At 70.2% G+C, this 12,896-nt stretch carries 15 protein-coding genes; 4 read left to right on the forward strand and 11 right to left on the reverse strand.

Translation table 11 applies throughout. The annotated features are described in order from the left end of the window. Positions 1-9: 9 nt before the first annotated feature. Together SM754_RS00975 and SM754_RS00980 are read right to left on the reverse strand one after the other, a co-directional pair. Positions 10-573, reverse strand: a complete 564-nt coding sequence (locus SM754_RS00975) for a magnesium transporter (RefSeq protein WP_323674347.1) — start codon at positions 571-573, stop codon at positions 10-12. Beyond that, complete coding sequence (locus SM754_RS00980) at positions 574-1,155, reverse strand: magnesium transporter (protein WP_323674348.1); 582 nt, start codon at positions 1,153-1,155, stop codon at positions 574-576. Between the two features lie 115 nt (positions 1,156-1,270). On the opposite strand from SM754_RS00980, the gene SM754_RS00985 reads away from it, so the two are divergent. Then, the gene (locus SM754_RS00985; protein WP_323674349.1) at positions 1,271-2,494 is read left to right on the forward strand and encodes a PQQ-binding-like beta-propeller repeat protein; all 1,224 of its coding nucleotides are present in this window, start codon (positions 1,271-1,273) and stop codon (positions 2,492-2,494) included. Positions 2,495-2,530: 36 nt separating this feature from the next. Here the strand turns inward: SM754_RS00985 and SM754_RS00990 are convergent, their stop codons facing one another. After that, positions 2,531-3,766: an outer membrane protein assembly factor BamB family protein gene (locus SM754_RS00990; protein ID WP_323674350.1), complete on the reverse strand. Its 1,236-nt coding sequence runs from the start codon at positions 3,764-3,766 to the stop codon at positions 2,531-2,533. Between the two features lie 197 nt (positions 3,767-3,963). On the opposite strand from SM754_RS00990, the gene SM754_RS00995 reads away from it, so the two are divergent. Beyond that, complete coding sequence (locus SM754_RS00995) at positions 3,964-4,452, forward strand: hypothetical protein (RefSeq protein ID WP_323674351.1); 489 nt, start codon at positions 3,964-3,966, stop codon at positions 4,450-4,452. 6 nt (positions 4,453-4,458) lie between these two features. Here SM754_RS00995 and SM754_RS01000 read toward each other — a convergent pair whose 3' ends face one another. The 7 genes from SM754_RS01000 to hisB form a co-directional block, all read right to left on the reverse strand. After that, positions 4,459-6,657 (reverse strand): S9 family peptidase, encoded by a 2,199-nt coding sequence (locus SM754_RS01000; RefSeq protein WP_323674352.1) that lies wholly within the window; start codon positions 6,655-6,657, stop codon positions 4,459-4,461. Positions 6,658-6,736: 79 nt separating this feature from the next. Further along, positions 6,737-7,342 (reverse strand): IMPACT family protein, encoded by a 606-nt coding sequence (locus SM754_RS01005; RefSeq protein ID WP_323674353.1) that lies wholly within the window; start codon positions 7,340-7,342, stop codon positions 6,737-6,739. Then, positions 7,339-7,863, reverse strand: coding sequence for a hypothetical protein (locus SM754_RS01010; protein ID WP_323674354.1), 525 nt, complete (start codon positions 7,861-7,863; stop codon positions 7,339-7,341). Before SM754_RS01010 ends, SM754_RS01005 begins: the two co-directional genes overlap by 4 nt. Before the next feature lie 67 nt (positions 7,864-7,930). After that, on the reverse strand, positions 7,931-8,086 hold the full coding sequence (locus tag SM754_RS01015) for a hypothetical protein (RefSeq protein ID WP_323674355.1): 156 nt from the start codon (positions 8,084-8,086) through the stop codon (positions 7,931-7,933). 70 nt (positions 8,087-8,156) lie between these two features. After that, positions 8,157-8,375, reverse strand: a complete 219-nt coding sequence (locus tag SM754_RS01020) for a hypothetical protein (RefSeq protein ID WP_323674356.1) — start codon at positions 8,373-8,375, stop codon at positions 8,157-8,159. Between the two features lie 283 nt (positions 8,376-8,658). After that, the gene (trpY, locus tag SM754_RS01025) at positions 8,659-9,162 is read right to left on the reverse strand and encodes a TrpY family transcription regulator (protein ID WP_323674357.1); all 504 of its coding nucleotides are present in this window, start codon (positions 9,160-9,162) and stop codon (positions 8,659-8,661) included. A 142-nt stretch (positions 9,163-9,304) separates the two neighbouring features. Next, the gene (gene hisB / locus SM754_RS01030; protein WP_323674358.1) at positions 9,305-9,892 is read right to left on the reverse strand and encodes an imidazoleglycerol-phosphate dehydratase HisB; all 588 of its coding nucleotides are present in this window, start codon (positions 9,890-9,892) and stop codon (positions 9,305-9,307) included. Positions 9,893-10,284: 392 nt separating this feature from the next. On the opposite strand from hisB, the gene SM754_RS01035 reads away from it, so the two are divergent. Further along, on the forward strand, positions 10,285-10,533 hold the full coding sequence (locus SM754_RS01035; protein WP_323674359.1) for a DUF8028 family protein: 249 nt from the start codon (positions 10,285-10,287) through the stop codon (positions 10,531-10,533). A 219-nt stretch (positions 10,534-10,752) separates the two neighbouring features. On the opposite strand, the gene hisA is transcribed toward SM754_RS01035, so the two are convergent. Beyond that, a complete protein-coding gene (hisA, locus tag SM754_RS01040; protein ID WP_323674360.1) occupies positions 10,753-11,487 on the reverse strand; it encodes a 1-(5-phosphoribosyl)-5-[(5-phosphoribosylamino)methylideneamino]imidazole-4-carboxamide isomerase in 735 nt (244 codons plus the stop codon). A 204-nt stretch (positions 11,488-11,691) separates the two neighbouring features. Here hisA and SM754_RS01045 point away from each other — a divergent pair, with 204 nt between their 5' ends. After that, positions 11,692-12,837, forward strand: coding sequence for an inorganic phosphate transporter (locus tag SM754_RS01045; protein WP_323674361.1), 1,146 nt, complete (start codon positions 11,692-11,694; stop codon positions 12,835-12,837). Positions 12,838-12,896 lie beyond the last annotated feature (59 nt).

Here is a 12,896-nt window from a genome sequence, read left to right on the forward strand (position 1 = left end):
ACTGGCGTGCTACGGTGCGAGGACGGACGCGACGCCGACGAGGACGAGGACGCCGAGGACGTCGCAGGCGTTCGTCACGACGGGGATGACGACGTCGTCCGGGTCGAGGCCGCGACGGTACGCGACGTACGTGGCGGCGAGCGTGACGGCGACCGCGAGGACGGCGAGCACGACGCCGGCGACGGTCGCGACGAGGACGACGCGGAGCGGCGAGAGGCGCGTGGTGCCGGCGACGATGGCGGCAGTCGTCCAGGAGCCGAGGCCGACGATGGGGAAGACGGTCGCGGCGAGCGCGAACGTCGCGAGCGCGTTCCCGACGAGCGCGTCGTCGTCGGGTTCGAAGCTGACGGTCCCGAGGTGGACGGCGGTGGAGAGACGGGCGGCGAGGACGCTCCCGAGGTTCCCCGCGGTCCCGATGGTGACGGGGACGAGCACGAGGAGCGACGGCGAAGATAGGAGGGTGTCCTCGACGCTCCCGAGGACGAGCCCGCTCCCGAGTTCGACCAGCGAGAGGACGACGAGGAGCGGGAGCGTGGCGCGCGTGATGGCGCGCACCGTCCAGTGTTCCGGCATCTAGATACCTCCGAGGGCGGCGGCGACGATCCGCGTGGCGAGCAGGAGGACGGCGAGCCCGACGAAGTCGCCGGTCGTCGTGACGACGGGGCCGACGAACGTGTCGGGGTCGAGTCCTCTCCGGAAGCCGACGATGACGACGGAGACGACGGCGACGGTGAGCGCGACCCCGGAGAGGACGCCGGCGATGAGCGCGATGCTGACGAGCGCGAGGAGGCCCGCGGGGTTCTCGCCGAGTGCGACGAGGGCGGCGTACGTCGCGACCGCGGCGAGCACGGACACGAGCACGCCGTTCGCGAGCGCGGCCGCGACGGCGCCCCGGAGGCGGTCGTCGCCGAGGTCGATCTTCGGTTCCAGCAGCCCCTGGTGGAGGCCGGTGGCGAGGCGCGCACCGAGACTCCCGTAGACGTTCCCGCGCGTCGCGAGCAACGCGGGGACGAGCACGAGGAGGCCGGAGACCTCACCGAGCTCCGCGCGCATCCCGCCGAGCACCGCGCCCGCGAACAGGCCGCCGACGACGCTCGCGGCGAGGGCCGGGAGTGCCTCGCGGTACGCGCTCGCGGCGACCTCGCGGACTGTCATGCCAGACGGCACACGCCGATGGCCCTTGACAGTTCCCCAGGCGGCGAGTTCGACGGCCTCTGCAAACCGCCGGACGTGAACTTTCAAATGCTTGCTCCTCTTGGGCCTTTAACAGATGTCCTCGCGGAACTCTCGACGGCGATTCCTCGCCACGGCAGCGTTGGCGGCGGCTGGGACGAGCGGTTGTCTTCGGCTCACCAACTCTGAATCGGCGACTCAGAGCACCAGTACTGACGCTGCGACGACGTCGGGCGAGGGAGACTCGGCGAGCACTGACGATCGCTCGCAGACGACCGAGGAGACCACGGCGTCAGCCGAGGGCGACCCGTGGTCGACCCAGTTGCCGGCCCCAGTGACCACGACTCCACTCGTCCGGGACGGATTGGTTCTCGTGGGAAACATGGACCACAACCTGTACGGGATCGATGCCCGCAGTGGCGCGGAAGTCTTCAAGTCCGATGTCGGGGACCAGGTCGGGTCCGGGCTCGCGTTCGAAGCGGGCGTCGTCTACGGGACCGGTCCGAGTGGCATCTTCGGTGTCGACGCGCAGACCGGCGAACGGACGCTGGATCCGCCGCTCGACGAGTGGAACTTCGACGTCAATTTCGGGATCAACGCCCCGCTGGTCGTCGACGATACGCTGTATTACGCCGCCGAGGACCTCCTCGCTCTCGATGTCGACGACGTGCGGGAGAAGTGGCAGAAGGACAGTCCGAGCGCGTTCGGTGCTCGCCCCGCACTCGTCGACGGCGTCCTCGTGACTAGCGATGCAGGCGACTCGCAGACGCGACCGAGCGACCGGAGCATCGTCTATGGACTCGACCCCGCCACGGGCGAGACCTCTTGGCGGACGAAAGTGGACGCGGACTCGCTCGTCTCCCCCGTCGCGGTCTCGGAGGAACGCGGAATCGCAGTGCTCGCCGGTCGATACGGGACGGTGGCCGCGTTCGACGTCGCGTCGGGCGAGGAAAGCTGGCGAGTCAGCGTCGAGAAGGACGGGAACGTCCCGATGCGACCGCTCGTTCGAGACGGCCGCGTCTTCGTCTCGTCACAATCGGCGGGAACGCACGCCTTCGGCGTCGCGTCAGGCGACCGACAGTGGTCTATTCGCTCACGGGAGGCCGCCGAGGCGGGACGCCACCTCGCCTTCACCGACGGCCGCGTCGTCGCGAGCACGCAGACGACGGCGTACGAACTCGACCCGGCATCGGGAGTCGTCTTCGCCTCTCACAGCCTCTCACCGGAGCGCGTGCGGAACACGAACGTCGCGATTGCCGACGGCTGGCTTTACTACGCGACCGGCGACTCGCGGGTCAGCCGGTTTCCGCTCGAACGGTGATTGCGCCCTACTCGCGGCGAATGCGTCGGCCGGCACTCAGCGGACGACGCGGTACGCGACGGTCCGGTGCCTGTAACTGACGACCGCGGTGTCGCCGTGGGCCGACAGCGACACGACCCAGTCGCTGCCCTCTACCGTCGACCCGCCGAGCAACCCCTCCCCGGTCTCCCTGTCGATCACGTACACCTCGTCTTCGCCCGCCCAGACGGCTGAATCCGTCGCGACTGGCGGCGTTCGGATCTCGCCGTTCGTCCGGAATCGCCATTGTTGTTCTCCGTCGCGTACTGCGTACACGCCGTCGTCGTCGGCGGCGACGTAAACCGTTCCGTCAGCGACAGACGGCGGTGAACTCGACCGGCCGAACGGCTCGAACGACCACGCCTCCTCGACGGCGCCGCCCGTCACCTGCCAGCCGTAGAGGACGCCACCGCCGGACCCGTACAGGTAGTCGCCGTCGCGTACCGACTGGTACCTGGCGTCGCCCCGGGTGGACTCGCCGAACGCGCCCGTGGCGACGTCGATCCAGAAGTCGTTGTTCCATCCACCCACGATCGTTCGCCCAGCGATCTGCGGGGAGAGCGACTGGACGCCGAGCCAGGCGTCCCACTCGCTGGCGATCTCGTCGTGCGTATGGCGCCACGTCACGTCGCCGGTGGCGGCGTCGACGCCGACGAGCGCGGCGCGGTTCTCGTCGTCGGCGAGTCTGTATTCCACCGCGAAGAGGACCGTGCCGTCGGCGACGACGCTCTCGACCTCCAGTTCGCGTGGGTCCGACGCCTGCGTGGGGATTGACGTCATCCAGTCGACGGCGCCCGTCTTCGCGTTCAGCGCGACGAACCGTCGCTTCGACGCGAGGAACAGTCGCCCGTCGGCGGCAGTGACGGTCAGGTTCCGTGGCGGCGTCGCGTTCGCGAGCTGCTGCCGCCAAACGACCGACCCATCGGTCGTCGAGAGCCGCACGATGCCGTCGTCGACGTCGCCCGCAACGATGTCGCCGTCGACGCGCGGGTGTGGATGGGAGAAGCCCGCGCCGTGGTCGGCCGCCCAGACCGTCTCGACGTCTGCCTGCTGCGGCCGCTCTGTCGCGGTCTCTTCGGTCGTCCCTGTCTCGGTGCGCGTTGCGGTCTGCGTCGCTGTCGCCTCGGACGTGGTTTCGGTCTGTTCGCGCGCCGTCGACGTACTCGCCGCGGTCGACGTCCCGTCCTCGGTGAGTCGCAGACACCCGCCCGTCAGAGCCGTTCCAAGAAAGCCGACCATGGCGCGGCGATTCATGGACCCCTATTTCAGCGCGGTGGTTTTAGGCATAGGGGTTGAGCGACCGACGGTCGGGCGTCGACTCCGACGGTGCTGACCCGGAGACGACCGATGGTGCTGACCCGGAGACGACCGATGGTGCTGACCCGGAGACGACCGATGGTGCTGACCCGGAAGCGACAGGTATTCCGACCGCGCGACCCGACCCACGAACGATGACCGACTCCGCCGCCGGAACGGACGCCGACGAGAGCGAGCCCGCCACGGTCGCGACCGACGGCACCGACGCGACCGGTGTCGCCGCGCACGCGGACGGCGACGCACAGAGCGACGTCGACGACGTGGACGGCGCCGGCTGGTTGGCGGCGGAGGTCGGGTCGCTCGTGAGCGCGTCGGTCGCGTTCGCGCTCTGGCTGGACGGGTCGACGGCGGTCGCGGTCCCGGGCGGGTCGGTGTCGGCGCTCGCGGTGGCGTTCTGGCTGTTCGGGCTCGCTGCCGTCGCGGCGGGCGGGAAGGCGAGCGCTCGCGGCCAGGGCCTGCGGGCGCTCGGGCACGGGACGCTCGCGGTCGGTCTCGCCGCGCTCGCGGCCGGGAGCGGCGTCGCGCTCGTCGCGGTCGGCGGGGTGACGGTGACGGTCGGGACGCTCGGCGTGGTCGTCGCGGTCGGCGGCGCGAACCTCGTCGTCCTCGACGTCGTCCGGTAGGGCTTCTCAGAGCGGCTCGTCGAGCTCGAAGGCGTCCGAGTACCCGCGGAACCAGTCGCGGATGCGCTCGATGCGGTCGACGACGTGCCCGGGTTCGCCCGAGCGCGAGAGCTCGTGGCCCTCCCGGGGGTAGCGGACGAGCCGCGTCGGCGTGCCGTTCTTGCGGAGGCCGCGGTAGAGGAGCTCCGCGCCACCGATGGGGACGCGGTAGTCGTCCTCGGCGTGCACGACGAGCGTCGGCGCGTCGATGGCGTCGGCGGCCATCGCCGGCGAGTGCGCTGCGAGGAACTCGGGGTCGGTCCACGGCGTCTCGCCGAAGTCGTCCTCGACGAGCTTGTACGCGCCGTCGGTCGACCCGTAGAACGACACGAGGTCGTAGACGCCGCGCTGCGGGACGCCCGCGTCGAACCGGTCGGTGTGTGCGAGCAGCCACGCGGTCATGTACCCGCCGAAGGAGCCGCCGGCGAGGAACAGCTCGTCGTCGTCGACGGCGTCCCGCTCGGTGACGCGGTCGACGCCGGCGAGGACGTCCGCGGCCGTGACCGCGCCCCAGTCGCGCTCGATGGCGGCCTGGAACGCCTCGCCGTACCCGGTGGAGCCGCGCGGGTTGCACGCGAACACGCAGAAGCCGGCGGCGGCGAGCGTCTGGAACTCGTGCCACATCGTCCCCGACCCCGTCCACGTGGCGTGGGGGCCGCCGTGGACCTCGACGACGAGCGGCGCGGACTCCTCGGGGCCGAGCTCCGGCGGCGTGAACAGCCAGCCCTGGACGGCCGCGTCCGCGACGCGGTCCGCGTCGACCGACGCCACGGCCCGCGTCTCGTTTCCGTCGTCCGACGCCGCACCGTCGTCGGGGCGGAGCGCGCTCGCGTCGCCCGCGGGGAACGACAGCGCTTCGGGTTGGACGACGGCGCGTTCGTCGAGGTAGTCGCGGTTCAGCGTGGAGAGCCGCGTCTGCTCCGCGCCGCGCGGGGTGGCGGCGAAGACGTCGCCGGGGTGGTCCCATTCGCTCGCCGCGAACGCGAGGACGTCCGCGCTCGCGTCGAACCCGCTACAGTGCGCGTCCTCGCCGACGACCACGGTCGGCGCCGCATCCGGAGGCGCGTCTGCACCAGCGGGTGCGACCGGGACGCGTCGCACGACGACGCTCCCCGTCTCCGGTGTCAGCACGTACACCGACTCGTCGCCCGGCCCGAACTGGAGTGGCGCGTCGCCCTCGATGGTGCGGTCGAGGTCGGCGGTCGGCACGCGGACGTCTCCCGTGTCGGGGTCGTAGAGGTGCACGTCCGCCTGCCGGAGCGTGCTGCGGTCCTCTGGCGTGGACGCGTACGCGACCCGCCCGTCGTCCGCCACCGCGAGACGGGGCGCCCAGGACGTGTCGCGGACGAGCGTCTCCACGCCGCCGTCGGGGCCGCGACGCCGGAGCGCGAACTCGGTGGTGTCGTCGGGGTCGGCCGCGTCGTCGGCGGGGTCGCGCGCCCCGAAGTAGAGCGCACCGTCGTCTCCCCACGCCGGCGCGGTGTGGTCGACCGCGCCGTCGGTGACGCGAGTCACCGCGTCGTCCGCGGTCAGGTCGGCGACGTAGACGTGCGAGCGCGTCCCGTCAGTGTACGACTGCGCGGCGCGGTAGACCGTGCGGTCGACGACGCGCGGGTCCGGGTCCTCGCGCTCGTAGTCGTCGTCGACCGCGAGGTCGTCCCCGCGCTCGCGCTCGCCCGCCGTCGTCGATTGCAGGAACGCCACCCGGTCGCCGTCGGGCCCCCACGCGAGCGCCGACACGCCGCCCGGCACGTTCGTCACGCGGCGCGCCTCCCCGCCGTCGACCGGGAGCACCCACACGTCCGGCGGGCGCTCCTCGCCGCGGTCCGTGGCGAACGCGATGCGGTCACCGCTCGGCGACCATCGCGGCTCCGAATCCACGCCCGCCGCCGCCGTGAACCGACGCGGTTCGCCACCACCGAGGTCGACGACGTACACCGACGCCTCGACCTCTCGAACGTCCGTCGCGTCCATCTCACCGTCGCCCTCGCCGTCGACCGACCGGGCGTCCTCGCCCTCGTCGCAGGCGTCAGCGTCGGTCCCGAGCTCGCGGTCGTCCACGCGCGCCGTCCGACGGACGAACGCGACGCGCTCGCCGTCGGGCGACACCCGCGGGTCGCTCGGCGTCGCCAGTTCCAGGTAGTCCTCGGCGTCGACAGTCCTCATGCATCGGCGAACGCCAGCCACCCACAAGGGAATTCGGACCGAGGAACCGCCGGCCGCGAGCCCGAGGCGACCGCCGGTGTCACTCCGCGTCGAACTCGACGCGCCCGCTCGTCGCCGACCGCAGGCGGTCGCGGAGGGCTTCGGCGTCCTCGACGGGAACGCGCGCGTCGATGCGGACGCGCTCGCCGTAGTCGGCGTCGAACTCGACGCCCTCGCTCTCGACGATACCCCGAACGGTCCCGGAGTCGTCGTAGTCGACGACCGCCTCGACGCGCTCGTGCGGGCGCTCGGCGACGACGCCGGCGTCGTCGACGGCGTCCTTCACGGCCTTCGAGTACGAGCGCGCGAGCCCGCCGACGCCGAGGTTCGTCCCGCCGTAGTATCGGGTGACGACGACCGCGACGTTCTCCAGCTCGCGCATCTGGAGGACGTTCAGCATCGGTTTGCCCGCGCTCCCCGTGGGCTCGCCGTCGTCGCTCGCGTACTCCCGGAGCGGGTCGGCGCGCACGCGGTACGCGGGGACGTTGTGCGTCGCGTCCGCGAACTCGGTCGCGACCTCGTCGACGAACGCCTCCGCCTCGTCGACGGTCTCCACGGGTCGCACGCGACCGACGAACTCCGAGCCCTGCACTTCGAACGCGGCCTCGCCGCGGCCCGCGACGGTCTCGTAGGTGTCGTCGGTCACGCGTCGGTCCCCGGGTCGCCGTCGCTCGCGTCGCCGGCCGCGCTCCCGGCGGTCGCGTCGTCGGTCGTCCGTTCGCCGTACAGGAGCGCGAGCAGGACGACGAGCGCCGTCGCCTCGACGACCTTGCTCACGAGCAACAGCCAGTCCTCGAACAGGTGCTCGACGAGCGTCGCGAGCGCGGTGCCGTGGGCGTGCCCGGTCGTCTCCCACGCCGGCGCGACGAGCGCCCCGCCCGTTCGATGCCCGCCGAGGAACACCCACCCGAGCAGGTAGCCCAGCATGAGGACGACGCCGAGCGCGTACACGTAGTCGCGACGCACCCCCCACGCGGCGAGGCCGACGCCGGCGAGCACCGCGAGAGAGGACAGCACGAAGAGGATCTGGAGCGGGTCGATGAACGGCGTCCCCGCCTGCACGTAGACGAACAGCCGCGGCCACCCCACCCAGAGGTGGATGGCGGCCGTGACGAGCGAGAGCTGGAGGGCGCCGACGCGCAAGGCCGCGTCCACGTTCTCGTCCATACCCCACGCTCGGGGTTCGCGCTACCTCAACGCGTCGGTGTTCGGCGCGACGGTGGGTCGACCGCCCTCACAGCGCGACGTACCCCCCGGCGAACACGCAGCACAGCGCCACCGAGAGGAAGAACACGCCGTCGAACTCGCGTTGGACAACCTGATAGACGGCTGACAGTGCGAGGACGAGCACACCCGCTGCGAGCAGGCTCGGACCGACATAGTGTGACATGCGTTCTTATACGATAACGAACCTGTTCAACCTTTGCAACAACCGCGAATCGTCACGATGTCGTCCCTGGTCACCACTTGTTGCCGAAACCGTACGTGAGTCCACCAGTCGGGCCGATGTACACTTTGACGTACGTGCAATCGTTCTCCCCACCCGGAACTGGGTCGAGCGTGAACTCGCCCCGTCCCATCGTCGCACCGTCGTGGTCCGTCTCCGTCGGGTACTGCGCTTCGAGCACGTACCTCGCAGGGCCGTCCGGCCAGTCCATCTCGATCATCCGTGTTCCCATCACACCATCAGCGGTTGGAGGAGCCCGGAACTCGTCGTCGAGGACGGTTTCACCGCGCGGGTGAGGTAGAGGACGACCCGGCGCGGCTCCTCTAACCGGTTCGAGAGCAACAGTCTGGAGATTCGCGTCGCTTCGGACGCCCCCGACTGGCACCCGGAGAGGGCTAGCACACTGCCGCAGGCGGCGAGCACCGAGCGACGACTCCGATGCATCAGTGCGTCCATCCTTATTGGGAATCAGACGCCCAGCGGGTGTGTAATCTTTCTGTCTATATCTGGCTGAGTTATTGAAACTCGAGTTTCCGGACGAACTCGAGGTTGCGGAACTCGTTGATGAGGTCGCCGGGGAGGTCGTGGTCGGTGACGATGTGGAGTTTCGGTTCGTCGGTGAACTCGGGGTCCTCGCTGATGGTCTGGCGGATGGAGACGTCGTGGTCGGCGAGCAGGCCGGTGACGGTGGCGACGATGCCGACGTCGTCGGCGTCGTGGACCGCGATGGTGAGGACGGTGAGGTCGAGGACGGGCGCGAGGTCCATGAGACTGGGCACCTGCGAGATGTTCTGGAAGATGCGCCGCAGTTCCTCGTCCGCGAGGATGGCGTCGGTCGTCGAGTCGACGACGCGGCGGTCGACCCCGATTTCGCGCGCGATGCCCGTGTTCGGTATCTCGATGCCTCCGGAGACCACTCGCCCGTCGTCGTTCACGGAGAACCCGCGTTCGAGGAGCAGGCGGATGACGGCCTGCTGGCTCGGCGACCCCTCGAACTTCTCCATGATCTCGTCGAACATCACGTCCATCGACGACGCCCGACGATTTAGGACTGTGGTTGTCGACCGCAGCGCGGCGCGTGACCGGGCGTCTCACGCCGCCAGCGGCGGTCGGGAGACAGCGCACGCCCACTGCGGGTCGCACGAACGCGCGTGCTCGAAGCTACAGTTCGCCCTTCGTGCTCGGCGTGTCGCTCCGGCGGTCGTCGAGCCGGGTCGCGTCGTCGAGCGTCCGCGCGAGCGCCTTGAACAGCGCCTCGATCTCGTGGTGGGCGTTCGCACCCGAGACCTCGGCGTGGAGCGTGAGGCCGGCGTTCATCGCGAACGACCGCAGGAAGTGCTCGGCCATGTGGCTCGTCATCCCGCCGACCTGCGCCTGGCTGAACGCGCCGTCGAACTCGAACAGGGGGCGGCCGGAGACGTCCACGACGACGCCGGCGACCGCCTCGTCGAGCGGGACCTTCCGGTCCGCGAACCGGCGGATGCCGCGCTTGTCGTCGAGGGCGTCCGCGAACGCCGACCCGAGCGTGATGGCGACGTCCTCGACGGTGTGGTGGTCGTCGACCTCAAGGTCGCCGTCGCAGCGGACGGTCACGTCGAACAGGCCGTGCTTCGCGAACGACGCGAGCATGTGGTCCAGGAATCCGATGCCGGTGTCGACCTCGCTGTCGCCGTCGCCGTCGATGGCGACGGTCACCTCCACGTCCGTCTCCGCCGTCTCTCGCGTGACGGCGGCGGTTCGGTCGGTCATACTTCGGGGTTGGGTGGGCGGACTCATAGCGCTGGCGGGGCGCGTCGACCCGGACCGGACGAGGCGGTGACGCGTCGTTCCGCACCGAACGCGAGCGCGACCTCGGGTCGATTCGACGGTCGCGACCGGACGGTGCGCGCGAACAACTCGACACTCGCAGAAACCCCGCCTTACCCGGTAAATACCAGTAAACGTATACATTATCGGCGTGGTTCTCAGTTACTATCGTATCGTTCCAAAAACGCCCATAAAACGTCTAACCGCCTCTCGAAGCGCCAAATCGAATCCGTAAAATGGCGAGAACCGGGTGAAACGTCGCGAATTCAACCGAACCCTCGACCCCGTTTATTATGGTACAGGTTATAGGGACGATTGCCGACGAGGTGTTCACCATGTCCACGACCACTCCCTCCACGTCCGAACCGTCCCCCACCGACCTCCGCTCCCGTCTCGGCGTCGAGACGATACTCAAGCCCGTCCGCGCGACCAGCTTCTACGCGGCACTCGCGCTCCCCCTCGCGTACGTGCCCCTGCTGGTGTCCGGGCTCGAGACCGTCTCGCAGACCACGACGTTCGCTCTCCTGCTCGGCCTGCACGTCCTCGCGCTCGCGGCCGGACACGGACACCAACCCGGCGAATAGACGCGACTCCCCTGGCATCGCACGACCCACGCGCGCACCGGACTCCCACACCAACGCGGTGCGCGCCCACGCCGCGCCCGACGCGGCACGGGCGACACGTGGTCGTGGACGACCCTCCTCCACCTTCCCAACCCACCACGTAGCAGCGGCTCTCCAGGCCGCTGCCAACCTGCTACGCACCCGCGATTCAGTAGAAGCACGTCGAGACCGCCCGGGTCGTCACTCGTCGGCGAGTGCGTCGCGCGCGTCGGCGAGCGAGAAGCGACCCTCGTAGAGCGCGCTCCCGACGACCGTCGCGGCCGCGCCGGCGTCGCGGAGCGCGAGGACGTCGTCGACGGTGGCGACGCCACCGCTCGCGACGACCGGGAGGTCGACCGCGGCCGCGAGCTCGCGCACCGGCTCGGTCGCCACGCCCTCCAACCGGCCCTCGACGTCCACGTCCGTGAACAGGATGGCCACGGCACCGAGGTCCGCGTACCGCGTCGCCGCCTCGGCCGGCGCCAGCCCCGTCGACTCCGTCCAGCCCTCGACGACGACCTCGCCGTCCTTCGCGTCCAGGCTCACCACGACCGAGTCCGGATGCGTCTCGCTGATCTCCGCGACGATCTCGGGCTCCTGAACCGCCGCCGTCCCGAGGATGACGCGGTCGACGCCGCGGTCGAGGAGGTCGCGAGCGTCCGCGGCAGTCCGGATACCTCCACCGAGCTGGACGGGGACGTCGACCGCGTCCACGACGCGCTCGACCGCCGCCGCGTTCGCGCGCTCGCCCTCGAACGCCCCGTCGAGATCGACGAGATGCAGCGTCTCCGCGCCCGCTTCGACCCATCTGCGGGCAGCGTCGACCGGGTCGCCGTACGTCGTCTCCGTGCCGCGTTCGCCCTGCACGAGCTGTACCACCTCGCCGTCCTGGACGTCGACGGCGGGCACGACCTCGAACTCCGGGAACGGTTGCATACGCGCCAGACCGACGGCGTCGCGCAAGAACCCACCGGAATCCGCGTCGGCGGGCGCTCCCGACCGCGACCGTTCACCTCGACGGCCACTCTCGACCGCGACCGCTCACGCCGACGGCCGCCCTGGCATTCACGCCGCGACGCCGTCTCCGGCACTGGCGGGGACCGGAAGCCATACGGGTTGTCGGTCGGTACGGGGTGACGAATGGTTGCCCTGTTGCTACTCGTCGGTATCGCGGTCGCCGTGTTCGTCGGGTTCAACATCGGTGGGTCCTCGACGGGCGTGGCGTTCGGGCCCGCAGTCGGGAGCGACACCATCGGGAAGGGCGGCGCGGCAGCGTTGATGAGCACGTTCGCGCTCATCGGCGGTTGGACCGCCGGCCGCGAGGTCATCACGACGATGTCGAGCGAGATAGTCACCGTGACGTTCACGCTCGCCGCGAGCGTCGCCATCCTCTTCTTCGTCGGGTTCGCGCTCCTCATCTCGAACCTCTTCGGCGTCCCCGCGTCAACGTCGATGACAGCCGTCGGTGCCATCGCCGGGATGGGCGCCGCCATCGGCAAACTCAACCTCGAGAAGATGGGCGAGATCGTCACGTGGTGGTTCGTCGCCCCCATCCTCGCGTTCTGGGTGTGCGCGATGATCGGTCGCTACCTCTACCCCTACCTCGCGTCGTCGTTCCCGCTCGGCACCGGCGAGTCCAGCGACATCGCCGAACGCATCGGGCAGTTCCTCGTCGTCGCCATCGGCTGCTACATGGCGTACTCCGCGGGCGCGAGCAACGTCGCGAACGCGGTCGCACCACTCGTCGGCGCGAACGAGCTCTCCGCGAACAACGGCGTGTTCCTCGCCGGCGGCGCCATCGCACTCGGCGCGTTCACCATCGCCCGCCGCACCCTCGACACCGTCGGGAACGACCTCACCGACCTCCCGCTGCTCGCGTCGCTCATCGTCGAGACCGTGAGCGCGAGCCTCATCTCCTTCCTCTCCTTCCTCGGCATCCCCGCCAGCCTCGCCGTGTCCGCGACGATGAGCATCGTCGGCCTCGGCTGGGGGCGCGCAACCCGCACCACCACCATCTCCGAAGCCGCCACCAAAGCCGTCCAGGGACAAGGTATCGAGGACCCCGACGAGGAACCCGCCGAAGCCGGCGTCGCGATGAGCGCACTCAACGCCGACGAACCCGGGAAGGACGTCGCCCCCATCGGCGAGGAGAAACCGGACGAACTCGACGCCAGCGACCTCTTCGACCCACGCGCGACCGGCCGCGTCATCATGCTCTGGGTGCTCACCCCCAGCATCTCCGCCGGCGCGAGCTACGCACTGTTCTCCACCGTCGACCTCCTCTGACGCTCCCGCTCCCCGCCCGTTACCCCCTCTGACACCCCCGCTCCCCACCCTGGAACGCC

The organism is Halorubellus amylolyticus, from assembly GCF_034808145.1.
GTDB lineage: Archaea > Halobacteriota > Halobacteria > Halobacteriales > Natrialbaceae > Halorubellus.

Excerpts from the sequence above, each read along its gene's own strand:
- SM754_RS00995 (WP_323674351.1), top strand. The coding sequence starts at position 3,964 with ATGACCGACTCCGCCGCCGGAACGGACGCCGACGAGAGCGAGCCCGCC.
- hisB (WP_323674358.1), bottom strand. The coding sequence starts at position 9,892 with ATGACCGACCGAACCGCCGCCGTCACGCGAGAGACGGCGGAGACGGAC.
- SM754_RS01045 (WP_323674361.1), top strand. The coding sequence starts at position 11,692 with ATGGTTGCCCTGTTGCTACTCGTCGGTATCGCGGTCGCCGTGTTCGTC.
- hisA (WP_323674360.1), bottom strand. The coding sequence starts at position 11,487 with ATGCAACCGTTCCCGGAGTTCGAGGTCGTGCCCGCCGTCGACGTCCAG.
- SM754_RS01000 (WP_323674352.1), bottom strand. The coding sequence starts at position 6,657 with ATGAGGACTGTCGACGCCGAGGACTACCTGGAACTGGCGACGCCGAGC.
- SM754_RS01015 (WP_323674355.1), bottom strand. The coding sequence starts at position 8,086 with ATGTCACACTATGTCGGTCCGAGCCTGCTCGCAGCGGGTGTGCTCGTC.
- SM754_RS00980 (WP_323674348.1), bottom strand. The coding sequence starts at position 1,155 with ATGACAGTCCGCGAGGTCGCCGCGAGCGCGTACCGCGAGGCACTCCCG.
- SM754_RS01035 (WP_323674359.1), top strand. The coding sequence starts at position 10,285 with ATGTCCACGACCACTCCCTCCACGTCCGAACCGTCCCCCACCGACCTC.
- SM754_RS01010 (WP_323674354.1), bottom strand. The coding sequence starts at position 7,863 with ATGGACGAGAACGTGGACGCGGCCTTGCGCGTCGGCGCCCTCCAGCTC.
- SM754_RS01020 (WP_323674356.1), bottom strand. The coding sequence starts at position 8,375 with ATGGGAACACGGATGATCGAGATGGACTGGCCGGACGGCCCTGCGAGG.
- SM754_RS00990 (WP_323674350.1), bottom strand. The coding sequence starts at position 3,766 with ATGAATCGCCGCGCCATGGTCGGCTTTCTTGGAACGGCTCTGACGGGC.
- SM754_RS00975 (WP_323674347.1), bottom strand. The coding sequence starts at position 573 with ATGCCGGAACACTGGACGGTGCGCGCCATCACGCGCGCCACGCTCCCG.
- SM754_RS00985 (WP_323674349.1), top strand. The coding sequence starts at position 1,271 with ATGTCCTCGCGGAACTCTCGACGGCGATTCCTCGCCACGGCAGCGTTG.
- trpY (WP_323674357.1), bottom strand. The coding sequence starts at position 9,162 with ATGTTCGACGAGATCATGGAGAAGTTCGAGGGGTCGCCGAGCCAGCAG.